Origin of the sequence: Agrococcus jenensis (genome assembly GCF_003752465.1) — a bacterium.
GTDB lineage: Bacteria > Actinomycetota > Actinomycetes > Actinomycetales > Microbacteriaceae > Agrococcus > Agrococcus jenensis.
Map to the genome: position 1 here is coordinate 1,263,432 of NZ_RKHJ01000001.1, position 21,919 is coordinate 1,285,350.

At 72.2% G+C, this 21,919-nt stretch carries 24 protein-coding genes and 1 tRNA gene; 17 read left to right on the forward strand and 8 right to left on the reverse strand.

From position 1 onward, the window contains the following. Positions 1 to 34 precede the first annotated feature (34 nt). Positions 35 to 1,288, forward strand: a complete 1,254-nt coding sequence (gene solA, locus EDD26_RS06275; protein WP_123696923.1) for an N-methyl-L-tryptophan oxidase — start codon at positions 35 to 37, stop codon at positions 1,286 to 1,288. Here the strand turns inward: solA and EDD26_RS06280 are convergent. Then, positions 1,285 to 2,613: an MFS transporter gene (locus EDD26_RS06280; RefSeq protein WP_123696924.1), complete on the reverse strand. Its 1,329-nt coding sequence runs from the start codon at positions 2,611 to 2,613 to the stop codon at positions 1,285 to 1,287. The two genes, solA and EDD26_RS06280, sit on opposite strands and share 4 nt — an antisense overlap. Before the next feature lie 79 nt (positions 2,614 to 2,692). Further along, positions 2,693 to 4,009 (reverse strand): uracil-xanthine permease family protein, encoded by a 1,317-nt coding sequence (locus EDD26_RS06285; protein WP_123696925.1) that lies wholly within the window; start codon positions 4,007 to 4,009, stop codon positions 2,693 to 2,695. A gap of 162 nt (positions 4,010 to 4,171) precedes the next feature. Here EDD26_RS06285 and EDD26_RS06290 point away from each other — a divergent pair, with 162 nt between their 5' ends. Beyond that, the gene (locus EDD26_RS06290) at positions 4,172 to 4,672 is read left to right on the forward strand and encodes a VanZ family protein (protein WP_123696926.1); all 501 of its coding nucleotides are present in this window, start codon (positions 4,172 to 4,174) and stop codon (positions 4,670 to 4,672) included. Positions 4,673 to 4,684: 12 nt separating this feature from the next. Here the strand turns inward: EDD26_RS06290 and EDD26_RS06295 are convergent, their stop codons facing one another. Next, a complete protein-coding gene (locus EDD26_RS06295) occupies positions 4,685 to 5,176 on the reverse strand; it encodes an SRPBCC family protein (protein ID WP_245989781.1) in 492 nt (163 codons plus the stop codon). Positions 5,177 to 5,185: 9 nt separating this feature from the next. Here EDD26_RS06295 and EDD26_RS06300 point away from each other — a divergent pair, with 9 nt between their 5' ends. Then, a complete protein-coding gene (locus EDD26_RS06300) occupies positions 5,186 to 7,486 on the forward strand; it encodes an ATP-binding cassette domain-containing protein (RefSeq protein ID WP_123696927.1) in 2,301 nt (766 codons plus the stop codon). Positions 7,487 to 7,491: 5 nt separating this feature from the next. Here the strand turns inward: EDD26_RS06300 and EDD26_RS06305 are convergent, their stop codons facing one another. Continuing rightward, the gene (locus EDD26_RS06305; protein ID WP_123696928.1) at positions 7,492 to 8,373 is read right to left on the reverse strand and encodes an alpha/beta fold hydrolase; all 882 of its coding nucleotides are present in this window, start codon (positions 8,371 to 8,373) and stop codon (positions 7,492 to 7,494) included. Between the two features lie 76 nt (positions 8,374 to 8,449). On the opposite strand from EDD26_RS06305, the gene EDD26_RS06310 reads away from it, so the two are divergent. The 7 genes from EDD26_RS06310 (at position 8,450) to EDD26_RS06340 (ending at position 13,257) form a co-directional block, all read left to right on the forward strand. After that, on the forward strand, positions 8,450 to 8,992 hold the full coding sequence (locus tag EDD26_RS06310; RefSeq protein ID WP_123696929.1) for a TetR/AcrR family transcriptional regulator: 543 nt from the start codon (positions 8,450 to 8,452) through the stop codon (positions 8,990 to 8,992). Positions 8,993 to 9,054: 62 nt separating this feature from the next. Beyond that, positions 9,055 to 9,936, forward strand: a complete 882-nt coding sequence (locus EDD26_RS06315) for an alpha/beta fold hydrolase (RefSeq protein WP_123696930.1) — start codon at positions 9,055 to 9,057, stop codon at positions 9,934 to 9,936. Positions 9,937 to 9,973: 37 nt separating this feature from the next. After that, entirely contained in the window at positions 9,974 to 11,023 is a 1,050-nt protein-coding gene (gene lplAB, locus EDD26_RS06320) for a lipoate-protein ligase LplAB (protein ID WP_123696931.1), read from the forward strand. Positions 11,024 to 11,089: 66 nt separating this feature from the next. After that, complete coding sequence (locus tag EDD26_RS06325; RefSeq protein WP_123696932.1) at positions 11,090 to 11,404, forward strand: GNAT family N-acetyltransferase; 315 nt, start codon at positions 11,090 to 11,092, stop codon at positions 11,402 to 11,404. Positions 11,405 to 11,532: 128 nt separating this feature from the next. Then, on the forward strand, positions 11,533 to 12,084 hold the full coding sequence (msrA, locus tag EDD26_RS06330) for a peptide-methionine (S)-S-oxide reductase MsrA (RefSeq protein ID WP_123696933.1): 552 nt from the start codon (positions 11,533 to 11,535) through the stop codon (positions 12,082 to 12,084). A 171-nt stretch (positions 12,085 to 12,255) separates the two neighbouring features. Further along, positions 12,256 to 12,326: transfer RNA gene (locus tag EDD26_RS06335), tRNA-Gly, on the forward strand. Positions 12,327 to 12,483: 157 nt separating this feature from the next. Next, entirely contained in the window at positions 12,484 to 13,257 is a 774-nt protein-coding gene (locus tag EDD26_RS06340; protein WP_123696934.1) for an LmeA family phospholipid-binding protein, read from the forward strand. A gap of 39 nt (positions 13,258 to 13,296) precedes the next feature. Here EDD26_RS06340 and EDD26_RS06345 read toward each other — a convergent pair whose 3' ends face one another. Together EDD26_RS06345 and EDD26_RS06350 are read right to left on the reverse strand one after the other, a co-directional pair. Then, the gene (locus tag EDD26_RS06345; protein ID WP_123696935.1) at positions 13,297 to 13,659 is read right to left on the reverse strand and encodes a VOC family protein; all 363 of its coding nucleotides are present in this window, start codon (positions 13,657 to 13,659) and stop codon (positions 13,297 to 13,299) included. Positions 13,660 to 13,666: 7 nt separating this feature from the next. Continuing rightward, entirely contained in the window at positions 13,667 to 14,008 is a 342-nt protein-coding gene (locus EDD26_RS06350; protein WP_123696936.1) for a YciI family protein, read from the reverse strand. Positions 14,009 to 14,067: 59 nt separating this feature from the next. On the opposite strand from EDD26_RS06350, the gene EDD26_RS06355 reads away from it, so the two are divergent. Next, entirely contained in the window at positions 14,068 to 14,658 is a 591-nt protein-coding gene (locus tag EDD26_RS06355; protein WP_123696937.1) for an antibiotic biosynthesis monooxygenase, read from the forward strand. A gap of 14 nt (positions 14,659 to 14,672) precedes the next feature. Here EDD26_RS06355 and EDD26_RS06360 read toward each other — a convergent pair whose 3' ends face one another. Next, entirely contained in the window at positions 14,673 to 15,152 is a 480-nt protein-coding gene (locus tag EDD26_RS06360) for a hypothetical protein (protein WP_123696938.1), read from the reverse strand. A gap of 69 nt (positions 15,153 to 15,221) precedes the next feature. On the opposite strand from EDD26_RS06360, the gene EDD26_RS06365 reads away from it, so the two are divergent. Then, positions 15,222 to 15,914 (forward strand): GntR family transcriptional regulator, encoded by a 693-nt coding sequence (locus EDD26_RS06365; RefSeq protein ID WP_123696939.1) that lies wholly within the window; start codon positions 15,222 to 15,224, stop codon positions 15,912 to 15,914. A gap of 15 nt (positions 15,915 to 15,929) precedes the next feature. Here EDD26_RS06365 and EDD26_RS06370 read toward each other — a convergent pair whose 3' ends face one another. Continuing rightward, positions 15,930 to 16,841 (reverse strand): EamA family transporter, encoded by a 912-nt coding sequence (locus EDD26_RS06370; protein ID WP_123696940.1) that lies wholly within the window; start codon positions 16,839 to 16,841, stop codon positions 15,930 to 15,932. Positions 16,842 to 17,014: 173 nt separating this feature from the next. Here EDD26_RS06370 and EDD26_RS06375 point away from each other — a divergent pair, with 173 nt between their 5' ends. The 5 genes from EDD26_RS06375 (at position 17,015) to EDD26_RS06395 (ending at position 21,919) form a co-directional block, all read left to right on the forward strand. Further along, a complete protein-coding gene (locus tag EDD26_RS06375) occupies positions 17,015 to 18,202 on the forward strand; it encodes a branched-chain amino acid ABC transporter substrate-binding protein (RefSeq protein WP_123696941.1) in 1,188 nt (395 codons plus the stop codon). A gap of 73 nt (positions 18,203 to 18,275) precedes the next feature. Continuing rightward, positions 18,276 to 19,166: a branched-chain amino acid ABC transporter permease gene (locus EDD26_RS06380; RefSeq protein WP_211333893.1), complete on the forward strand. Its 891-nt coding sequence runs from the start codon at positions 18,276 to 18,278 to the stop codon at positions 19,164 to 19,166. A 1-nt stretch (position 19,167) separates the two neighbouring features. Beyond that, the gene (locus EDD26_RS06385) at positions 19,168 to 20,370 is read left to right on the forward strand and encodes a branched-chain amino acid ABC transporter permease (protein ID WP_123696943.1); all 1,203 of its coding nucleotides are present in this window, start codon (positions 19,168 to 19,170) and stop codon (positions 20,368 to 20,370) included. Further along, positions 20,367 to 21,212 carry an ABC transporter ATP-binding protein gene (locus EDD26_RS06390; RefSeq protein WP_123696944.1) on the forward strand — a complete coding sequence of 282 codons (846 nt, stop codon included), beginning with the start codon at positions 20,367 to 20,369 and terminating at the stop codon, positions 21,210 to 21,212. The genes EDD26_RS06385 and EDD26_RS06390 overlap by 4 nt, the downstream gene beginning before the upstream one ends. Continuing rightward, the gene (locus EDD26_RS06395; protein ID WP_123696945.1) at positions 21,209 to 21,919 is read left to right on the forward strand and encodes an ABC transporter ATP-binding protein; all 711 of its coding nucleotides are present in this window, start codon (positions 21,209 to 21,211) and stop codon (positions 21,917 to 21,919) included. The genes EDD26_RS06390 and EDD26_RS06395 overlap by 4 nt, the downstream gene beginning before the upstream one ends.

The following is a 21,919-nucleotide window of genomic DNA, read 5'->3' on the forward strand; positions in this document are numbered from 1 at the left end:
GACCACCGGCGACGTTGAGAACTAGGGTCGGAGCATGGAGGCGGATGCGGTGGAGCAGCAGGGCGAGCGGGTCGTGGATGTCGTCGTGGTCGGGCTCGGCGCGGTCGGGTCGAGCGCCGCGTGGCGCCTGGCCGCGCGCGGGCTCGACGTGGTCGGCATCGATCAGCACGAGCCGGGCCACCCGTGGGGCGGCTCGCACGGCCGGTCGCGGCTCTTCCGCGTCGCGTGCCTCGAGCACCCGGGGCTCACGCCCATCGCTCGCCGCGCGCGCGAGCTGTGGCGCGAGCTCGAGGCGCACAGCGGTGAGGAGCTGCTCATCGAGACCGGCGGCATCATGATCGGACAGCCCGGTACGCGCATCATCGACGGCACGCTCGCCGCCGCCCGCGAGCACGACCTGCCCGTCGAGCAGCTCGACGCCGCGGCGATCGCCGAGCGGCTGCCGGCGCTCGCGCGGCTCGACCCGGGCGACGTGGGCATCTGGGATCCGGAGGCGGGCGTGCTGCGGCCCGAGGCGGCGATCGTCGCGGCGGTCGACGCCGCGCGCGCCGCCGGCGCCAGCATCCGCACCGGCGAGCGGGTGCTCGGCATCGAGGTCGACGACGTCGGCGACATCGGGCACGCCGCCGTCACGGTGCGGCTCGAGCGCGGCGACGTGCGCGCCCGCCGCGTGGTGATCGCCGCAGGCCCGTGGCTCGCGCAGCTCACCGGCCTGCCGGTGCGGCCGCACCGCGTCGTCATGAGCTGGTTCGGCGCGCGCGACGGCCACGACGCGTCCATCGACCGCATCCCGGTGTTCATCCGCAGCGTGCCCGGCACGGCGGAGTGGATCTGGGGCCACGGCGCCCTGCCCGGTGACCTCGCGAAGGTGGGCCCCGAGTTCGACGGCCCCTTCGACGAGGACGATCCCGACGCGATCGACCGCGAGGTCCGCCCGGCCGACACCGCCCGCATCCGCGAGCTCGTCGAGGCCGCGTTCCGCGACCTCGACCCCGAGCCCGCCGATCTCACGACCTGCATCATGGCGCACACGCCCGACGGCCAGTTCGTCGTCGGACCGACGGATGCCTCGGGCCGCGTCGTCGTCGCGGGCGGGTGCTCGGGGCACTCGTTCAAGCACGCCGCCGCGCTCGGCGAGCTCGCCGCGCAGCTCGCCGTCGACGAGCAGCCCTTCACCGACATCGGCTTCCTCGACCCCCGCCGCTTCCATCCGGACGGAGCGGTCGGCGGCGCGAGGGCACATGCCCCTCGCGCGACCGGTGGCTCCGTCGAGACGGGCTCGGCCTAGTCGGTCGAGCCCGGCCGCTCGGTCGGGACGGCCGTGCCGGTCGTCGGCGGCCGATCGGTCGGCACCGGCGCCTCGGCGTCGACGTCGCGCTGGGTGTCTGCGGGGTCGTGCTGCGCCCTGCTCAGCAGCACGAACGGCACCGCGACCGCCGAGATGGCGCCGCTCAGCAGCAGCGAGAAGCCGTAGCCGCCGATGTCGGCGCTGCGCCCGAGCGCCGGCTGGAACGCCGTGCTGCCCGCCGACCCCAGCAGCGAGTCGAACGAGAGCACGGTCGCCCGCTGCTTCGAGGGGATGAGGTCGTTGAGGTAGGCGCGGTGCACGGGGTCGTCGATGGCCGACATGACGCCCCACAGGGCGACGAGCCCGATGGCGACCCAGAAGTCCTGCACGAGGCCCAGCGCCACGAGCACGACGATGCTCATCACCGTCGCGAGCAGGATGGTCGAGGTGCGGTGGCGGAACAGCCGGCGCACGAGCGGGGCGATCGCCCCGCCGAGCATCGAGGCGCCCGAGAGCAGCGCGGCCGCGAGGCCGGCGACCGTGTAGGCGTTGGGGTCGCCCCAGAGCTCGAGCAGGTGCGGCTGCAGGGCGTAGAAGACGTAGAAGCCGACGCCCGCGGTGAACGGGCTCGCGAGCAGCAGCCAGCGCACCGGCGCGTTGCCGAGCCCGTGCCGCCACGAGGCCCGCAGCACCGTGCGCGTCGCCCGGATCGGGCCCTCGCTGCGGTCGGGCTGGAAGCCGAGGTCGCGCATGAGCAGCCCCGCGACGACGATCATCGCCAGCAGCACGCCCGCGCGGATGAGGAACGGCACCCCGAGGTCGGTCACCTGCGCGATGAAGCCGCCGAGCACGGATCCCGACAGCATCGCCGCGCCGCTGACGATGAGCGAGCGGCCGAAGACGGTCTCGAGGCTGCCCTCGTAGCCGGCCGCCTGGAGCGCGTCGACGAGCCAGGCGTCGACCGCGCCGGTGAAGAAGGTGAAGCCCAGGCCGAGCAGCACCGAGACGAGCGCCCAGGCCCAGAACGGCGACTCCCACACCCAGAGCAGCCAGTAGAGCACCGTCGTGACGGCGAGCGTGAGCGTGCCGAGCAGGTACGACGCCCGCCGGCCGAGGGTGTCGGCGACGACGCCGGTCGGGATCTCGAACAGCAGCACGCCCACCGTGTAGAACGCGTTGGCCGCGAACGCCTCGAGGTTCGTGAGCCCTGCGTCGAGCAGGAAGAGGGTGTTGATGCCCCAGATGAACGAGGCCGCGAGCGTGTTGCCGAGCGTGAGCACGTAGTAGGTGCCCTGGACGCGGCGCGGTGAGGGGAGAGCGGGCATCAGCGATCGCCGGGAGCGTCCATGGCGCCATCGTGGCACGTGGATCGCCGAGCCTCGACCCCTCTCCCGGGGATCCGGGTCAGCGGGCCTCGCCGGCGGGTGCTGTCGCCGGCGGCGCGTGGTCGTCCCGGGCGTCCGTGCGGGGTCCGCGGAGCCGCTCGAGCGCATCCATGAGGTGGTAGATCACGAGCGTCGCGACGGTGCCGAGCACGATGCCCTCGAAGACGAGCTGCCCGGCGGTGAGCGTGTAGTTCGCGATCGCGACGATGAGCCCGACGCCCGCGGCGAACTGGTTGCGCGGGATCGAGAAGTCGACGCGGTTCTCGATCCAGATGCGCACGCCGATGATGCCGATGAGGCCGTACAGCGCGGTCGTGACGCCGCCGAGCACACCCGCGGGCACGGCGAAGATGATCGCGCCCACCTTGGGGGAGAGGCCGAGCACGATCGCGGTGATCGCGGCCACCCAGTAGGCGGCGGTCGAGAACACGCGCGTGGCGCTCATCACGCCGATGTTCTCGCCGTAGGTCGTGGTGGCCGAGCCGCCGAAGAGGCCCGCGAGCACCGTCGCGCCGCCGTCGGCCATGAGCGCGCGCCCGGCGAGCGGGTCGAGGTCGCGGTCGATGAGCTGGCCGACGCCCTTGACGTGCCCGAGGTTCTCGGCGATGAGCGGCAGCACGACCGGCACGAAGAGCAGCAGCGAGGGGATGAGCGCGGGGTCGAGCGTCGGCGTCTGGAACTGCGGGAGCCCGATCCAGGCCGCCTCCTCGACGCCCGTCCAGTCGACGTTGTTCGTCACGCCCGCGACGGCGTAGCCGACGACGACGCCGACCAGGATCGCCAGGCGCCCGACGAGCCCGCGGAACAGCACGGCGGTGAGGATGATCGCGCCGAGCGTGATGACCGACAGCAGCGGGTCCTCGAGGAAGTTGTCCCTTGCCGCCGGGGCGAGGTTGAAGCCGATGAGGGCGACGATCGTGCCCGAGACGACGGGCGGCATGAGGGCGGCGATCCAGCGGGTGCCCGCGAGGTGCACGATGAGGCCGACGATCGCGAGCAGCGCGCCCACGAGCACGATGCCGGCGAGCGCGAAGCCCTGGCCGCCGATCGTCGTCGCCGCGCCGATGGGCGCGAGGAAGGCGAAGGACGAGCCGAGATAGCTCGGCAGCCGGTTGCCCGTCACCAGCAGGAAGAGGATCGTGCCGATGCCCGAGAAGAGCAGGGTCGTCGACGGCGGGAAGCCGGTGATGATCGGCACGAGGAAGGTGGCGCCGAACATCGCGACGACGTGCTGCATGCCGAGCCCGATCGTGCGGGCCCAGCTGAGGCGCTCCTCCGGGAGCACGAGCTCGGATGCGTGCAGTCGCGTGTCGTCGCGGCGGCTCCAGGTGAACATGCGGCTCCTCGGTCGTTCCAGCTGGGGACGGCGGCCGGCCGCCTCCGGGATCGTACTCGCCGCCCGGCCACCAGCCGCGGCCTCGACCCCGCCGCGCGACGGATGGACGGGTCATCCGCTCGGCGGACGCGCGGTGCCGTCGCCCGGGCGTAGCGTCACGATGTGCTCTCCACCCTGCTCGCGGCATATCCGTGGCTGGCGTTCGCGCTGCTCGCGGCCGCGGTCGTCGTCGGCCCGGCGCTCGGGTGGTGGCTCGCGCCGCGCCCGCGCGCGGCCTGGGCGCTCGCGGCGCTCGCCGGGGTCGCGGTGCTCGTCACGACGCTGTACCCGACGGGCAGGGAGGTCGAGCTCGTCTGCGTGCTCGGCCGCGACGGCACGCTCGCCGGCCCTGAGCCGCTCGCCAACGTTGCGCTCTTCGTGCCGATCGGGCTGCTCGTCGGCGTCGCGAGCCGCAGGCCGGCGCTCGGCGCGCTCGCGGGGGCGGTGCTCACCGTGGGGATCGAGCTCGTGCAGGCGCTCGCGCCCGCGCTCGGTCGCTCGTGCGCCGTCGACGACGCGATCGCGAACACCGTCGGGGCGGCGCTCGGCGCCGTGCTCGCGGCCGCGGTGCTGCTCGTCGCGCGCCGGCGCACGCCGAGGGAGGACGCGGCAGCGCTGCGCTAGGCGCGGATCCGGCTAGGCGGCGAGGTCCGCCCTGGCCGCCGCGAGCACGGCGTCGTCCTGGCACGCGGCCGAGAACGCCGCGATGCGAGCGCGGATCTCGCGGCCCAGCAGCCACTGGCCGATGGGCTCGGCGACCGGCCGCAGCCACGCCGGCCGCACCGTGTAGCTGTACTTCCAGCTCGCTGCGGTGCCGGGCACGCCGTCGCGGTCCTCCGGCGCGAAGCGCCATCCGGCGCCGAACCGCTCGAAGTACCACGGCCCCCGCAGCATCGTCATGCCCACCGAGGTCGGCGGGCGGTACGACGCGTACTCGCTCACCATCCCGAGCCCGAGCCGCGTGCGCGTCACCGTGCGCACGCCCTTCGCGGGGCGGTCGGCATCGACGAGCCGCTGGTGGCGGATGAACGGGTCCCAGCGCAGCCGCACCTCGCCCTGCGTCTGCGACACGGCGAACGCGAGCGCTGGCTCGACGGGGACCCACGAGCGGACGACGACCTGCGGCACGGAGCCAGGATGGCAGGCGCGGCTGTGGGCGCCTCGCGCTACCGTCATCCCGTGGCAGAGCACATCAGCGTGCGGGGCGCGCGCGAGAACAACCTGCGGGGCGTCGATGTCGACATCCCGAAGCGGCAGCTGAGCGTCTTCACGGGCGTCTCCGGCTCCGGCAAGTCGAGCCTCGTGTTCGGCACCATCGCCGCGGAGTCGCGGCGCCTCATCGACGAGACCTACGACGCGTTCGTGCAGGGCTTCATGCCGCCCGCGCCGCAGCCCGAGGTCGACAGCCTCGAGGGGCTCACCGCCGCGATCCTCGTCGGGCAGGACCAGATGGGCGCGAACTCGCGCTCGACGGTCGGCACGGCGACGGATGCGTACACGATGCTCCGCATCCTGTGGTCGCGGGTGGGCGAGCCCAGGCTCGAGTCGTCGGTGACGTTCTCGTTCAACGACCCGCGCGGCATGTGCATGGCGTGCGAGGGCCTCGGCCGGGTCTCGACGATCGACGTCGACGTGATCGTCGACCGCTCGAAGAGCCTCAACGACGGGGCGATCGACTTCCCGAACTACACCGTGGGCACCTGGTACTGGAAGATCTACGCCGAGTCGGGCCTGCTCGACCCCGACAAGCGCGTCGCCGACTACACCGCCGACGAGCTGCACCTCTTCCTGCACGGCGAGGAGCAGAAGGTCAACTTCGCCGGCTTCAACATGACGTACGAGGGCCTCATCCCGAAGCTGCGGAAGTCGGTGTTCGTGAAGGACGTCGACTCGATGAAGCCGACGCTCCGCGCCGTCGTCGAGCGCGCCGCGACCTTCGAGGACTGCCCCGAGTGCGGCGGCTCGCGCCTCAACGCCGCCGCGCGCGAGGTGCGGGTGCAGGGCATCACGATCGCCGAGGCGACCTCGATGCAGCTCACCGACCTCGCGCCGTTCATCGCCGCGATCCCGCCCACCGCGGGCGGTGCGGCGACCGCGCCGCTGCGCGCCAAGCTTGTCGACCTGCTCGAGACCTTCGACGCCATCGGCCTCGGCTACCTCTCGCTCGACCGACCAGCCGGCTCGCTGTCGGGCGGTGAGGCGCAGCGCACGAAGATGGTGCGCCACATGGGCTCCGCGCTCACCGATGTCACGTACGTCTTCGACGAGCCCACCGCGGGGCTGCACCCGCACGACGTCGAGCGCATGAACGGGCTGCTCAGCCGACTGCGCGACAAGGGCAACACCGTGCTCGTCGTCGAGCACAAGCCCGAGGTGATGGCGATCGCAGACCGCATCGTCGACATGGGTCCGGGCGCGGGCGTGCACGGCGGCACCGTCGTCTTCGAGGGCACCTTCGACGAGCTGCGAGCCTCCGGCACCCGCACCGGCCAGCACCTCGAGCACCGGCAGCAGCTCAAGGAGACGGTGCGCACCCCAGCGGGGCGCATCGAGATCCGCGACGCCCGCGAGCACAACCTGCAGGGCGTCGACGTCGATGTGCCGACCGGCGTGCTCGTCGCGATCACCGGCGTCGCGGGCTCCGGCAAGTCGTCGCTCATCCACGGCTCGCTGCCGCGGGACGGCGCCACCTTCGTCGACCAGACGATGATCAAGGGCTCGCGGCGATCCAACCCGGCCACCTACACGGGCATCCTCGAGCCCATCCGCAAGGCGTTCGCCGCCGCGAACGGGGTGAAGCCGGCGCTGTTCAGCGCCAACTCCGAGGGCGCGTGCCCGGAGTGCAAGGGGCTCGGCGTCATCTACTCCGACCTCGCGTTCATGGCGGGCGTCACGACGCCGTGCGAGCTGTGCGGCGGCCGCCGGTTCACGGCGGAGGTGCTCGAGTACCACCTGCGCGGCAGGTCGATCGGCGACGTGCTCGACATGTCGGTCGAGGAGGCGCAGCAGTTCTTCACCGAGAAGCAGGTGCAGCCGATGCTCGGCCGGCTGGTCGACGTGGGGCTCGGCTACATCCGGCTCGGGCAGACGCTCACGACGCTCTCGGGCGGCGAGCGGCAGCGCCTGAAGCTCGCGATCGAGATGGGCACGAACGCCGAGGTGATCGTGCTCGACGAGCCCACGACCGGCCTGCACATGGCCGACGTCGACAACCTGATCGGCCTGCTCGACCGCATCGTCGACGCCGGCCGCACGGTGCTCGTCATCGAGCACAACCTCGACGTCGTCTCGCGCGCCGACTGGCTGATCGACCTCGGGCCGGGTGCCGGCGCGCAGGGCGGGTCGATCGTCTACGAGGGCACACCCGCGGCGCTCGCGGCCAGCCCCGGTGACTCGCTCACCGGCCACCACCTCGCGAAGCGCCTCGCCACGGCCTGAGCGGCTCAGCGGCCGGTGAGCTCGCGGACCGCCGCCGCCACGGCATCGGGACGGTCGTCGGCGATGTAGTGGCCGGCGCGCTCCGCGGTCGACGTCCGCAGGTCGTGCGCCGTGCCGCGCCAGGGCCCCATGCCCGCCTCGCGGATGACGGGGTCGTCGCCCGCGAGCACGATCCGCGTCGGCACGGCCAGGTGCCGACCGTCGTAGGGCCCGCGCGCGAGCGCGGCCATGCCGGGGAGGATCAGCCGCCGATAGATCGAGGACAGCGCCCGCGCGCGCTCGGACGGTCGCCAGGCGGCGAGGAACGACTGCCGCGCCGCCTCGTCGAACGTCGGCCGGGATCCGTCGAGCATGGACCGCACGACGCGCTGCCGCCCGCCGCGCGCGACGAGCTGGCCGAGGCCCGGCATCGCGAGCACCGGCTGGAACCACACGCGCCAGAGCTGCGCGGCCATCGCGGCGGTCGGGCGGAACCACGGATGCGGTGCGCCGAGCGCGACGAGCGCGTCCAGGCGGCCGGGGTGGTCGAACGCGATCCGCCACCCCATGAAGGCGCTGTAGTCGTGGGTCACGAGCGTCACGCGCTCGAGCCCGAGCGCGTCGAGGATCGCGAGCACGTCGCGCGTCTGGGTGTCGAGGTCGTAGCCGGAGGCGGGCGCGGAGGTCCACCCGCATCCGCGCAGGTCCGGCGCGACGACCCGGTGATCGGCGGCGAGCAGCGGCAGCACCCGGCGCCACTCGAACCAGTGCTGCGGGGAGCCGTGCAGCAGCATGACGGGCGGGCCCTCGCCCGCCTCGGCGACGTGCACGTCGAGGTCGCCGGCCCGGATCCGGCGATGGGTGACGCCTGCCACCTCCGGCATTGGCGCCTGCATCGATACCTGCATGGCGGCAACGTACTACGATCGTAGTGATGTGGCGAGAGGCGAGTTCGTCGGCGGCTCCGGCCGTAGGGTGGCGCGCGTGAGCAGCACTCGCGAGCGCATCGTGCAGGCGGCGATCGCGCTGCTCGGCACCGAGGGCGCCCGCGCGCTCACGCACCGGCGGGTCGACCAGGCCGCAGGCCTGTCCGAGGGCTCGACCTCGAACCACTTCCGCACTCGTGCGGCGCTGCTCGAGGGAGCGGTCGACGGCATCGCCGCGGCGGAGATGTCGGAGCTGCGGGACGCGATGCGCCCGCAGGGCCCGGCTGAGCTCGTCGAGGTGCTCGCCGGCCTCGTCGAGCTCGTCACCGGTCCGGAGCGGGTGGCAACGACCGCGCGTCACGTGCTCTTCCTCGAGGCGGCGCACGACGGACGGCTCCGGGCGCGGCTCGCGGCCGCGCGCGAGGGCTACGTCGTCGTCACGCGCGAGGCGCTCTCCGCGCTCGGCGCGGCCGAGCCGGCGGTGGCCGCCGAAGCGCTCATGGCGCTCTGCGAGGGGCTGATCCTGCACCGCATCGCGCGCCACGACGCATCCGACCCGAGGCCGGCGATCGCGGTCGCGGTCCGAGGTGCGCTCGACTGACCTGAGCGGATGCTGACGGGCGTCTCGGCTCGCGTCCGCACGCCTCGACGTAGACTCCCGACGTGCCCCAGTTCACCGCGCTGCGTGAGGAGTCGACGTTCGTCGACCTCCAAGGCGTGACGATCCACACCTACCGCTGGAAGCCGGGCAAGCCCGTCGGCGTCGTGCTCATCGCGCACGGGCTCGGCGAGCACGCGCTCCGCTACGAGCACGTCGCCCAGCGGCTCGTGCAGGCCGGCTACGCCGTCTGGGCGCTCGACCAGCGCGGGCACGGCGCGACCGGCATCGAGCAGCACGGCGGCGACATCGCGCAGCTCGGCCGGCTCGGCCCGGGCGGCATGCGGGCGGTGGTCGGCGACCTCGTGAACGTGCTGAAGCGCATCCGCGCCGAGCACCCGGGGCTGCCGGTGGGGATCATCGGGCACTCGTGGGGCTCGCTCGTGACGCAGATGCTGCTGAGCACCCGCGCCGAGCTCGTCGACGCTGCGGTGCTCAGCGGCACCGCGTACTCGATGCCCGGCTGGGTGAACGCGGGCGACCTCAACGCCCGCCACGTGCACCTCGGCGATAGCGGCTTCGAGTGGCTCTCGCGCGATCAGTCGGTGATCGACGCCTTCGTCGCCGACCCGCTGACCTTCGCCGCGAAGCCGGCCAAGTCCTTCGGCATCGTCGAGGGCCTGCGCCTCTACCAGGTGCCGAGCAAGCGCATCCCGCCCGAGCTGCCGCTGCTCATCGCCGGCGGCTCCGACGACTCGATGGCCGGCCCGAAGTCGCTGCGGCGACTGGGGGAGGCCTACGCCCGGCGCGGGGTGACCGACGTCACGGTCAAGATCTACCCGGGCGCGCGGCACGAGATCTTCAACGAGATCAACAAGTCGAAGGTGCTCGACGACCTCGTCGCCTGGCTCGACGCGAAGCTCGCGCCGAGCGCCCGCACCGACTAGCAGGCATCCGCCGAGCGGCCCGCCCTAGGCTGGAGCCATGCACGGCGAGTACAAGGTCCCCGGCGGCAAGCTCGTGGTGGTCGACCTCGAGGAGCAGCACGGCCGCATCGCCGGCTTCCGCCTCGCGGGCGACTTCTTCCTCGAGCCGGACGAGGCGCTCGGCGCGATCGACGCGTCGGTGAACGGCCTCGCGGTCACCGCATCCGCCGCCGAGATCGGCGAGGCGATCAAGGCCGGCCTGCCCGCCGACGCCGTGCTGCTCGGCTTCACCCCCGAGTCGGTCGGCGTCGCGATCCGCCGCGCGCTGCAGCACGCGAGCTCGTTCAGCGACTACGAGTGGACGATCATCGACGACGAGCCGCGGCTGCCGATCGTGCACACCGCGCTCGACGAGGTGCTCACCGAGGCAGTCGCGAAGGGCACGCGCGGCCCGACCCTGCGCTTCTGGAACCTCTCCGGCCCCGCGGTCTACCTCGGCTCGTTCCAGTCGTACAAGAACGAGGTCGAACCCGAGGCGGCCGAGCGGCACGGCATCCCGGTGCTGCGCCGGATCACCGGCGGCGGCGCGATGTTCTCGGAGCCCGACAACGCCATCACCTACTCGCTCTACGTGCCCGGCGACCTCGTGCAAGGCATGAGCTTCCAGGACTCCTACGCGTTCCTCGACGCGTGGGTCATCGAGGCGCTCAAGGGGCTCGGCATCGACGCGTTCTACGCGCCGCTCAACGACATCACCTCGGCGAAGGGCAAGATCGGCGGCGCTGCGCAGAAGCGGCTCGCGGGCGGCGCCGTGCTGCACCACGCGACGATGTCGTACGACATCGACGCCGACAAGATGACCGAGGTGCTGCGGATCGGCAAGGAGAAGCTCTCGGACAAGGGCACGACGAGCGCGAAGAAGCGCGTCGACCCGCTGCGCTCGCAGACCGGCATGGAGAAGGCCGAGGTGCAGGACGCGCTGAAGGCGACCTTCCGCAGGCTCTACGGCGGCACCGACGGCGAGCTCTCCGCTGCTGAGCTCGAGGAGGCCGACGAGCGCATCCGCACGAAGTTCAGCACGAAGGAGTGGCTGCACCGCGTGCCGTGAGGCGGGCGGTCAGGACGACCGCTGCTGCGCCTTGTCGGGACGGGCCCGACGGGCTTGGATGGAGCCATGACGGAGCAGTCCTCGCACGTGGTCGTCGGCGACGACACCGACCGCTCGCGCTACGAGGCGCACATCGGCGATCACCTCGCCGGCGTGCTCGCCTACTCGGACGACGAGGAGACCGGCGAGCGCACGCTCCGGCACACGGTCGTCGGCGAGGCGTTCGGCGGGCACGGGGTCGGCAGCGCGCTCGCGTCGTTCGCGATGCGGTGCGCGCGGGATGCCCCGCACACGATCGTGCCGCAGTGCACGTTCGTGCAGGGTTGGCTCGTGAAGCACCCCGAGCACCACGACCTCGTCGCGCACGAGTACCGTCCCTGACGCCCGCGGGTCGAGCCGCACATCGATCGCCCCATCCGGGACCAGATCCGGTCTCGAACACGTTGCACAGCAGAGGGTTCGGCGATCACGACGCCGGAGCGCCCGCATCCACCACGAAGGAGCAGCAGATGACCGACACAGGCACGATCACGCAGAACCCCGGCACCGAGACCGCCGTGCTCGCGGGCGGCTGTTTCTGGGGCATGGAGGACCTGATCCGGGCTCGCTCCGGCGTCGTCGCCACGCGCGTCGGCTACACCGGGGGCAGCAACGCGCACGCGACCTATCGCAACCACCCCGGGCACGCTGAGGCGATCGAGATCGTCTTCGACCCGGCGCGCACGAGCTACCGCGAGATCCTCGAGCTCTTCTTCCAGATCCACGACCCCTCGACGCTGAACCGCCAGGGCAACGACGTCGGCACGAGCTACCGCTCCGCGATCTTCCCGCTGTCGGCCGAGCAGGAGCGCGTTGCGCTCGACACGATCGCCGACGTCGACGCATCCGGCCTGTGGCCCGGTCCTGTCGTGACGACGATCGAAGCAGCCGGGCCGTTCTGGGAGGCAGAGCCCGAGCACCAGGACTACCTCGAGCGCATCCCCAACGGCTACACCTGCCACTTCGCCCGCCCCGGCTGGGTGCTGCCGCGGCGCGAGGTCACGAGCGAGCAGTCGGCGTAGCGCGCGACCACGGCGCGGCCGCGGCGGCGCCGCGGCCGCGCCCGCGCAGCCGGCCCGTGCTCGCGGTCCCGTTCTGGCGGGCGCCCTGACCCGTCACGAGCGCGCGAGCCACGCCTTCAGGCATGGGCGGACGGTCGTGGCGTAGGATGGGCCCGTCGCTCCGGCGGCCACGCGGATGTAGTTCAATGGCAGAACTTCAGCTTCCCAAGCTGATAGCGCGGGTTCGATTCCCGTCATCCGCTCGTCACGGCCCGATCCTCCGGATCGGGCCGTTCCTCGTCTGAGCCCCACGCGTGTCCGGCGGTGCGCGTGCAGGTCCACCGGACCTCCGCGCATCTACGCTCGTCGGGTGATGACGACGCGGCGCGACGACCCCCGACCCGACGAGCGGGGTCGCTCGTGAGCGACGTCGCGAAGCCGCGCCGTCGCGGCCGAGGCTTCATCGAGCTCCTCGTCGTCCTGGTCGTCCTGGTCGTCGTGGCGGTGCTCGCGGTCGTCGCCGAGCTCGTCGCCCGGCAGGTGGTGCCCGCGACCGTCCGCTCGACCGTCGTCGAGCAGCTGCAGCTGCCGGCGGAGCACCCGGTCGACGTGCAGGTCGACGGCATCCTCCTGCCGCAGCTCATCGCCGGCACGCTCGCCGACGTGCGCATCGCCTCCGACGACGTGACGGTCGGCGAGTTCAGCGGCGACGTGACCGCGCAGCTCCAGGGCGTCCCCATCCGCGCCGACCGGGCGGGGGCCGGCGGCACGGCAGAGGTGCGGATGAGCCCCGAGCAGCTGCGCTCGCTGCTCTCGACGATCGACGGCTTCCCCGCCGAGACGATCGAGCTCGCGGCGCCGAACGTGACGGCGTCGACCGAGATCGAGTTGCTCGGCGCCACCATCCCGCTCGGCCTCGCGCTCGCGCCGAGCGCCGCGGACGGCGACCTCGTGCTCTCGCCCGTCGAGGGCACCGTCGCGGAGGCGACCGTGACGGCCGACCAGCTGCGGGGGCAGTTCGGCGGCCTGCTCGAGCCGCTGCTGCAGGACCGCAGCGTCTGCATCGCGTCGTCGCTGCCCGCCGCCCTGACCCTGCAGTCGATCGAGGTGCTCGACGACGCGCTCGTGACGGGCTTCGACATCGACGGTGGCATCATCCACGACCCGGCGCTGCAGGCGAACGGCACCTGCTGACGGTGATCTCTGGCTGACGGCGTTCGAGGCCGACGGCGCTCAGGGCGCGAAGCCCGGCGGCGCCTCGGCGAGCGACAGGCTGTTGCCGTCCGGATCGACGATCGTCACGTGGTGCACGCCGTTGCCGTAGCGCTCCGCGTGCTCCGGCCGGATGCCTGCCTCGGCCATCCGCGCGAGCATCGCGTCGAGGCCGCGCACCGCGAACGTGATCGTGCACGCGCCCGCGCGCTCCGGCCGCTCGTCGACCACGAGGTAGGCGTCCGAGCCGACGCGCCACAGCGCCTCCTCGCCGATCACCTCGTCGGCGGGGCGCCCGAAGAACGCCTCGTACCAGCGCAGCCCCGCCGCCCGCTCGCGCACGCACGCGACCGACAGCAGCTCCTCGAACAGCTCTCCGGGCATCTGCGGCTCAGCTCATCGGGTCGTACCCGAACTGGCGCAGCTCCTGCGGGCAGCGGCACGCCTTCGCGATCTTCGCCGCCCACGTGACCGCTTCCTCCCGCGTCGGGATCTCGAGCACGGTGTAGCCGCCCTCGAGCTGCCGCGTCTGCGGGTAGGTGCCCTCGGTGACGGTGCCGTCGTGGGCCACCATCACCGGCGGCACCGACTCGTCGATGCCGCCGCCGAAGACGTAGACGCCGGCGTCCTTCGCCTCCTGGATCACGGCGTGCGACTCGTCGACGACGGTCTGGAAGTCCTCCTCGGCGAACTGCATCTCGCCGCTCGGGAAGGACATGAGGTACTTGGTCATGCCGCCACGCTAGGGCGCTCGACATGCGGACGAAACCCCGGATCTGCCACCGTGGATGCATGCAGGAGCCCCGCCCCATCACCGTCGCCATCGAGCGCACCGTCGACTCCACCCTCGATCGCTACGCCCAGGCGTGGGTGCGGCACGGCGTCGACCTCGCGACGCACTTCCCGGGCTTCCTCGGGGCCGGCTGGGTGCGGGAGTCGCGCGGCAGCAAGCGCTGGCACATGCTCTACCGCTTCGAGGACGCCGAGACGCTCGAGGCGTGGGAGCGCAGCCCCGAGCGGCAGCAGTGGATCGCGTCGGGCGCGGGCTTCGCGAGCGAGGCGCGCGTCGAGCGCCGCACGGGCATCGAGGGATGGTTCGACGCGCCGCAGGGCGTCGTCGTCGACGGCGACCGGGTCGAGATCCGGCCATCGGCGTCCGCCCCGCCGGTGTGGAAGCAGATGATCGTGGTCTGGCTCGCGTTCTTCCCGATGAACGTGCTCGTCACGTTCCTGCTCGGGCTCATCCCGGGCTTCAACGAGCTGCTGCTGCCGCTGCGACTGCTCATCTCCACGGTCATCCTCACGCCGGTGATGGTCGGCGTCATCCTGCCGTTCATCACCAGGCTCGCGGCCGGGTGGCTGCACCGCGGCGACCGCCGCTGACCCGGCGCACCGGATCAGGTCGGGACGGTGAGCGGCTGCAGCACGCCGAGCTGCAGCCACAGCATCGGCGCGACGATCGACAGGGTCGCGGTGAGCAGCAGCGTCAGCACGACGACGATGTACTGCACGCGCCGGCGCCCGTGCGAGATGCGGCGGAACCCCCACGCGATCGGGATGCCGACGAGCGAGACCATCAGCGCGATCGTGGGCGCAACCCAGTGCGGGGTGCACGCGAGCACCGCGAGCCCCGCGACGCCGGCCGCGATCGGCCACATCCGCGGCTCCCGCACCCCCTCGTCCGTCGCGGCGGGCGGCTCCTCCCACGGCGGCGCAGGCACGGGCACGCCGGATGCGTCGACCGGCTCGCGGGTCGGCCGAACGCCGCGCGTCCAGGCCGACGCGGGCGAGTGGGACGGCTCGTCCGCGATCCCACGCCCCTCGGCGACGGGGCGGTCGGTCGGCCGTGCCCAGCGCCGCGCGTCGTCGTCAGCCATGCCCCCATGGTCGCAGGTGACGCCCGCTGCCGCCGCGATCCTGTCAGCGACGACGGTACGATGTGCCGCATGACACAGCAGCCGGTCGAGAGCAGCCCGCGTCCGGTGCTGCAGCCGGCTGCGAGCCTGCGCGAGCAGGTCGAGGAGGCGCTCTCCTCGCAGGTGATCTCTGGCCTCCTCGCTCCCGGCACGGTGCTCACCGCCCCGACGCTCGCCGCAGAGTTCGGCGTCAGCGCGACGCCGGTGCGCGAGGCGCTGCTGACGCTCCAACGGCGCGGCTTCCTTGAGCCGCTGCGGAACAAGGGCTTCCGCGTGACCGCCATCTCGCTCGACGAGTTGCAGCAGCTCGCGCGGGTGCGTCAGCTGCTCGAGTGCCCGCCGATGCGCGACATCGCAGGACGCGTGCCGGCGCCGCTCCTGGCCGAGCTGCGCGAGCTCGCGGCCGAGATCGTCGCGTCGGGCGAGCAGGGCCGCATGCAGGACTACCTCGCGGCCGACACGCGCTTCCACCTGGCCCTCATCGAGCTCGTCGGCAACGACCACCTCACCCGCATCGTGCGCGAGCTGCGGCAGCAGACGCGGCTCGGCGGCCTCGCGGCGCTCGTCGAGTCGGGTGGGATGGCGGCGTCGGCGGCAGAGCATGCCCAGCTCCTCGACCTGCTCGTCGCGGGCGACGGCGAGGGGGCGGAAGCGCTCATGCACCGGCACATCGGGCACGTCCCCGGAATCTGGAGCGGCAACGCCGAGGACGACGAGGCGTAGGCAGCCGGGTCGGCGTCACGGCATGGGCGGCAGATCCTCGTCGGGGCTCGACCTGCGCGGCGCCGCTCGGGCCGTCGTGATCGCGACGCCCGCCGACGCGATCACGACGAGCGCGATCGCGAGCGCGTCGAGTCCCTCGACGAGCTCTGCGAGCAGGAGGAACCCGAAGAGGGCTGCGGCGGCCGGCTCGAGCGCCATGAAGACGCCGAACGAGTGCGCGCTGATGCGACGCAGCGCGAGCAGCTCGAGGCCGTAGGCGAGCACGCTCGAGAGCAGCGCGACGAGCGCCGCGGGGCCGAGCACGGCCGGCGAGTCGACGACGGCCTGGACGGCGGGCACGGCTCCGAACGGCAGCGCGACGAGCGCGCCGACCACCATCGCGGCGGAGAGGCCGCTGAGGCCCGGGACCCGCGCCCCCACGCGCTGCGACAGCATGATGTAGCCGCCCCAGCACGCGCCGGCGGCCAGTGCGAGGACGCAGCCGAACAGGTCGATGCTGCCCTCGAATCCCTGGACGGCGATGATGCCGACGCCCGCCGCCGCGCACAGCACCCACGCGACGTCGGACGCGCGGCGCGAGTGCGCGAGGGCGACGGCGAGCGGGCCGACGAGCTCGAGCGTGACGGCGACCGAGAGCGGGATGCGCTCGAGCGATGCGTAGTAAAGGAGGTTCATCGCGCCGAGCACCGCGCCGAACGCGAGCACGTGCAGGGCGGTCGACCGCGACCACGACCGGGGACGTGGGCGCGCGATCGCGACCATGACGAGCGAGGCGAGCAGCAGGCGCACGAAGGTGAGCCCGGCGGGCGAGATCTCGTCGAAGATCGACTTGCCGATCGCGGCCCCCAGCTGCACCGAGCTGATGGCGGCGACCACGAGCAGCACGCCGACGAGCGGCGCGAACCAGGCGATCGAGGAGCGGCTCATCGGAGTCGACGGTACTGCGACCGCGGGGGCGCCGAGCAACGCTCCGCACCCCGTGTCCGGCGGCGATCGGCTTGGTTACGGTTTGGTTGCAACAGTGTCATGGCGCCTCGATCTCGTGTGTAATATGTCACACACCGCCGCAGGGCGGTGCAACGATGCACCTGAGGAGTCCCATGTCCGCACCCTCCGCGCGCCCCGCGCGCTTCATCACCGCCCTGCTCGCAGCAGGCACGATCGCGGTCACCGCGGGCTGCTCCGGCGGCCTCGCGGGCGGCAGCCCCGACGCCTCCGGCTCCGCCGAGGGTCCCATCGCGCTCGGCATGCTCGCGCCCTTCTCGGGCAGCGAGTCCGCCTTCGGCGCCTACATGGAGAACGGCGCGCAGCTCGCCATCCAGGAGATCAACGAGGCGGGCGGCGTCCTCGGGCAGCAGCTCGAGCTCGTCGTCGAGGACGACGCGTGCGATGCGACGGCCTCGGTCGCCGCGGCGAACAAGCTCGTCACCGAAGGCATCGTCGCCTCGGTCGGCGGCTACTGCTCCGGTGCCACGCTCCCGACGCTGCCGATCTTCGACCAGGCCGGCATCCCGATGGTCATCCCGGCCGCCAACTCGAACGACCTCCCCGACGCGGGCCTGCCCGGCGTCTTCCTCATCAACGGCACGGGCACGCAGCAGGCGCAGTCCGCGCTGCAGTACGCGCAGGAGCAGGGCGCGGCGTCGGTCGCCGTGATCGACGACGCCACGAGCTACTCGGCCGACCTGGCCGGCGCGTTCGTCGAGCAGGCCACCGAGGCCGGCGTCGAGGTCGCCTTCGAGGCGACCGTCACGCCCGGCGAGAACGACTACGCATCCGTCGCGACGCAGCTCGCGCAGGAGGCGCCCGACGTCGTCTACTGGACGGGCTACTACCAGGAGGGCGCGCTCATCAACCGGCAGTCGGTCGACGCGGGCTTCTCCGGCACCTTCATGGTCGCCGACGGCTCGGTCGACGCGAGCTTCGCCGAGATCACCGGTGAGGGCTACACCGAGAACGTCGTCGGCACCTTCACGCAGACGCCCGACATGCTGACGGGCGCCGAGACGTGGATCGCCGACTACGAGGAGCTCGCGGGCGAGGCCCCGGGTCCGTACTCGACGCAGGCCTACGACGCGGTGCGCATCGTCGCGCAGGCGATCGAGGACGCGGGCAGCACGGAGTTCGACGCGGTCGTCGCGGCGCTCGAGGGGCTCGACGGCTTCGAGACGTTCGCCGGCCCGCTGACGTTCACCGACGCGCACACGCGCGACAGCGGCGGCTTCGTGATCGTCTCGATCGACCCGGAGTCCGGCGAGTTCGTGCTCGAGGACGACCTGCTGGGCTGATCCCGATGGAGGGCGGGAGCACGCTCCCGCCCTCCACCACCTCCGCGAACCCGGAAGGAGCAGCACCCCTGTGATGCAGCTCATCTGGAACGGCCTCATCGTGGGCTCGTTCTACTCGCTCGTGGCCCTCGGCTACTCGATGGTCTACGGGATCATCAAGCTGCTGAACTTCGCGCACGGCGACATCTACATGCTCGGCTCGTTCGTCGGGTTCGTCGTGCTCAGCTCGTTCGGCGGCATCCCGGCCTCGGCCTCGATCCCCGCGCTGCTCGCGATCCTGCTGCTCGCGATGGTCGTCACCGGCCTCATCGGCGTCGGCATCGAGCGCGTCGCCTATCGACCGCTGCGCAGGAGCCCCCGCCTCGCGGTGCTCATCACGGCGATCGGCGTCTCGTTCACGCTCGAGTACGGCATCCGCCAGATCTTCGGACCGAATCCGCGAGCGTTCCCGGTGCGGTTGAGCTCGGAGTCGTTCGACGCACTGGGCGTGCGGGTCTCGGTGTCGCAGCTCGTCCTCGTCATCGTCGCCGCCGTGCTCATGTTCGTGCTCGCCCACATCGTCGAGCGCACCCGCGAGGGCAGGGCCATGCGCGCCATCGCGCTCGACCCGCAGGCGGCGCACCTCATGGGCGTCAACGTCAACCGCGTCATCGCGACCGTCTTCTTCATCGGCTCGGCGCTCGCCGGTGCTGCCGGTGTCATGGCGGGGGCGTACTACGGCTCCATCGACTTCCTGATGGGCTTCGTGATCGGGCTCAAGGCGTTCACCGCCGCCGTCATCGGCGGCATCGGCAACCTGTACGGCGCGATGCTCGGCGGCCTGCTGCTCGGCCTGCTCGAGTCGTTCGGCTCCGCCTGGCTCGGCGGCGAGTGGCGGGACGTCTTCTCGTTCCTCGTCCTCATCCTGATCCTGACCTTCAAGCCGACCGGGCTGCTCGGCAACCGCGTCGTCGAGAGGATGTGACATGGCCTCCCAGCTCGACCAGGCGCTGAAGCACGCGCCGCTGCGCGCGCCGGCCCCGCTCTTCGACCGCGGCAAGCCCGACTCCGGCCCGCGCTCGCAGCGCGGCTTCATGCGGATCCTCGGCATCCTCGCCGTGGTGCTGCTCGCGGTGCTGCCGTTCATCGACGCAAGCGCGTACACGATCTCGATCGCCACGAGCGCCCTCATCTACATCATGCTCTGCATGGGCCTCAACGTCGTGGTCGGCTACGCGGGGCTGCTCGACCTGGGCTACATCGCGTTCTTCGCGGTCGGCGCCTACATCTCGGGCATCCTCACGACCGTGCTCGACTGGCCGATGTGGGCCGCGGTGCCGGCGACGATCCTCGCGTGCATCCTCGCCGGCATCATCATCGGCGGCCCGACGCTGCGGCTGCGCTCCGACTACTTGGCGATCGTCACGCTCGGCTTCGGCGAGATCATCCGCATCACGGCGAACAACCTCGACGTGACGGGCGGCCCCTCCGGCATCCACGGCATCCCCACCTGGTCGTTCGGCGACTGGAGCTTCCGGGACGGGCTCGAGCTGTTCGGCATCCGATTCTCGGGCACGATCCTTTTCTACTACTTCGTCGCCCTCATCGTCGTGACGCTCGGCATCATCGGCCTCGGTCGCCTCGCGCGCGGCCGCATGGGCAGGGCCTGGAAGGCCGTGCGCGACGACGAGGACGCGGCGGAGGCGATGGGCATCAACACCTACGCCACCAAGATCTCGGCGTACATCATCGGCGCCGTCTGGGCGGGCCTCGCCGGCCAGCTCATGGCGACCCATCTCACGGCGATCAGCCCGAACTCGTTCCAGTTCCTGTACTCGGCGCTCATCCTCATGGCCGTGGTGCTCGGCGGCATGGGCTCGACCCCCGGCGTCATCATCGGCGCGCTCTTCGTGTCGCTCGCGCCCGAGCTGCTGCGCGAGTTCTCGGAGTGGCGCTTCCTGATCTTCGGCGTGCTGCTCGTCGTCGTGATGCTCTTCCGGCCCTCCGGCCTGTGGCCCGCGACGGCGGTGCTGCCATGGCTGCGCGCCCGCAAGCCGCGCGCGTGGCCGGCCACCGCGCCCATCGAGTCGCTCGGCGACGACGCGCGCAACGAGCCGGCGCCGAGGGAGGGGCGGCCGGAGGCTGCCTCGACCGGGGACCCGGCCGACGACGAGGAGGTCCGACGATGACCGCGCTGCTCGAGGTGCGCGACCTGCACCTGCGGTTCGGCGGCGTCAAGGCCGTCGACGGGCTCTCGTTCGAGGTGCGCGAGGGCGAGATCCTCGCGGTCATCGGTCCGAACGGGGCCGGCAAGACGAGCGCGTTCAACTGCATCTCCGGCTTCTACCGCCCGACGAGCGGCTCGATCTCGTTCGACGGCCGGTCGATCATGCGGGTGCTGCCGTCCACGATCACGCGCCGCGGCATGGCGCGCACGTTCCAGAACCTCCGCCTCTTCAAGGAGATGACGGTGCTGGACAACGTGAAGACGGCGATGCACGCCAATCTCCGCGAGGGCATCTTCGACAACCTGCTGCACACGCCCCGCTACCTGCGCGCCGAAGAGGCGTGCGCTCGCGAGGCGCGCGGCTGGCTCGACTTCGTCGGATTCGAGGGCGACGAGCAGCTGTTCGTCACGCAGCTGCCCTACGGCGAGCAGCGCCGCGTCGAGATCGCGCGAGCGCTCGCGACGAGCCCGAAGCTGCTGCTGCTCGACGAGCCCGCCGCGGGCCTCAACTACGGCGAGAAGCAGGGGCTCATGCGGCTCATCCGCAAGATCCGCGACCTCGGCGTCGGGATCGTGCTCATCGAGCACGACATGGGGCTCGTGATGGAGCTCGCGGAGCGCATCGTCGTGCTCAACTACGGCAAGGAGATCGCCGACGGCACGCCCGCCGAGATCAAGGCGAACCCGATCGTCATCGAGGCCTACCTGGGCGCCGAGGACGAGGAGGCCGCGATCGACGACACGACGCTCACGCAGTCGGTGCCGATCGCGGCGGACGACGAGCGCAAGGGGGAGCAGGCATGAGCTGGCTCGAGGTCGAGGACGCCGACGTCTTCTACGGGCGGGTCCACGCGCTGCGCGGGCTGTCGTTCGCGGTCGAGCAGGGCGAGATCGTCTGCCTGCTCGGCAACAACGGCGCGGGCAAGTCGACCACGATGAACCTGCTCTCGGGGCTCGTGCGGCCCAAGAGCGGGCGCGTGCGGTGGGACGGCGTCGACCTCGCGGCCGCGAAGCCGTGGGACATCGTGTCGAAGGGGCTCGTGCACGTGCCCGAGGGCCGGCGCATCTTCTCGACGATGACCGTGCACGACAACCTGCTGCTCGGCGGCTACACCGTGAAGGACCAGCGCGCGATCGCGGAGCGCGTCGATCTCGCGTACTCGCTCATGCCTCGGCTCGCGGAGCGGCGCAAGCAGCAGGGCGGCACGCTCTCCGGCGGCGAGCAGCAGATGCTCGCGATCGGGCGCGCGCTCGTCGCGGGACCGCGGCTGCTGCTGCTCGACGAGCCGTCGATGGGGCTCGCGCCGCTCGTGGTGAAGCAGGTGATGGAGATCATCGCCGAGGTGAACCGCCAGGGCACCACGGTGCTGCTCGTCGAGCAGAACGCGCGCGCGGCCCTGCGCATCGCGCACCGCGCCTACGTCGTCGAGACGGGGAGCGTCACGCTGCAGGGCGACGCGGCGGAGCTCGCGAGGGACTCGCGCGTCGTCGACGCATACCTGGGCGCGTGA

What these genes read in the sequence shown, in the direction of transcription:
- solA (WP_123696923.1), top strand. Translation starts at nt 35, where the DNA reads ATGGAGGCGGATGCGGTGGAGCAGCAGGGCGAGCGGGTCGTGGATGTC.
- EDD26_RS06280 (WP_123696924.1), bottom strand. Translation starts at nt 2,613, where the DNA reads ATGCCCGCTCTCCCCTCACCGCGCCGCGTCCAGGGCACCTACTACGTG.
- EDD26_RS06285 (WP_123696925.1), bottom strand. Translation starts at nt 4,009, where the DNA reads ATGTTCACCTGGAGCCGCCGCGACGACACGCGACTGCACGCATCCGAG.
- EDD26_RS06300 (WP_123696927.1), top strand. Translation starts at nt 5,186, where the DNA reads ATGGCAGGCGCGGCTGTGGGCGCCTCGCGCTACCGTCATCCCGTGGCA.
- EDD26_RS06305 (WP_123696928.1), bottom strand. Translation starts at nt 8,373, where the DNA reads ATGCAGGTATCGATGCAGGCGCCAATGCCGGAGGTGGCAGGCGTCACC.
- lplAB (WP_123696931.1), top strand. Translation starts at nt 9,974, where the DNA reads ATGCACGGCGAGTACAAGGTCCCCGGCGGCAAGCTCGTGGTGGTCGAC.
- EDD26_RS06325 (WP_123696932.1), top strand. Translation starts at nt 11,090, where the DNA reads ATGACGGAGCAGTCCTCGCACGTGGTCGTCGGCGACGACACCGACCGC.
- msrA (WP_123696933.1), top strand. Translation starts at nt 11,533, where the DNA reads ATGACCGACACAGGCACGATCACGCAGAACCCCGGCACCGAGACCGCC.
- EDD26_RS06345 (WP_123696935.1), bottom strand. Translation starts at nt 13,659, where the DNA reads ATGCCCGGAGAGCTGTTCGAGGAGCTGCTGTCGGTCGCGTGCGTGCGC.
- EDD26_RS06350 (WP_123696936.1), bottom strand. Translation starts at nt 14,008, where the DNA reads ATGACCAAGTACCTCATGTCCTTCCCGAGCGGCGAGATGCAGTTCGCC.
- EDD26_RS06355 (WP_123696937.1), top strand. Translation starts at nt 14,068, where the DNA reads ATGCAGGAGCCCCGCCCCATCACCGTCGCCATCGAGCGCACCGTCGAC.
- EDD26_RS06360 (WP_123696938.1), bottom strand. Translation starts at nt 15,152, where the DNA reads ATGGCTGACGACGACGCGCGGCGCTGGGCACGGCCGACCGACCGCCCC.
- EDD26_RS06365 (WP_123696939.1), top strand. Translation starts at nt 15,222, where the DNA reads ATGACACAGCAGCCGGTCGAGAGCAGCCCGCGTCCGGTGCTGCAGCCG.
- EDD26_RS06370 (WP_123696940.1), bottom strand. Translation starts at nt 16,841, where the DNA reads ATGAGCCGCTCCTCGATCGCCTGGTTCGCGCCGCTCGTCGGCGTGCTG.
- EDD26_RS06375 (WP_123696941.1), top strand. Translation starts at nt 17,015, where the DNA reads ATGTCCGCACCCTCCGCGCGCCCCGCGCGCTTCATCACCGCCCTGCTC.
- EDD26_RS06380 (WP_211333893.1), top strand. Translation starts at nt 18,276, where the DNA reads ATGCAGCTCATCTGGAACGGCCTCATCGTGGGCTCGTTCTACTCGCTC.
- EDD26_RS06385 (WP_123696943.1), top strand. Translation starts at nt 19,168, where the DNA reads ATGGCCTCCCAGCTCGACCAGGCGCTGAAGCACGCGCCGCTGCGCGCG.
- EDD26_RS06390 (WP_123696944.1), top strand. Translation starts at nt 20,367, where the DNA reads ATGACCGCGCTGCTCGAGGTGCGCGACCTGCACCTGCGGTTCGGCGGC.
- EDD26_RS06395 (WP_123696945.1), top strand. Translation starts at nt 21,209, where the DNA reads ATGAGCTGGCTCGAGGTCGAGGACGCCGACGTCTTCTACGGGCGGGTC.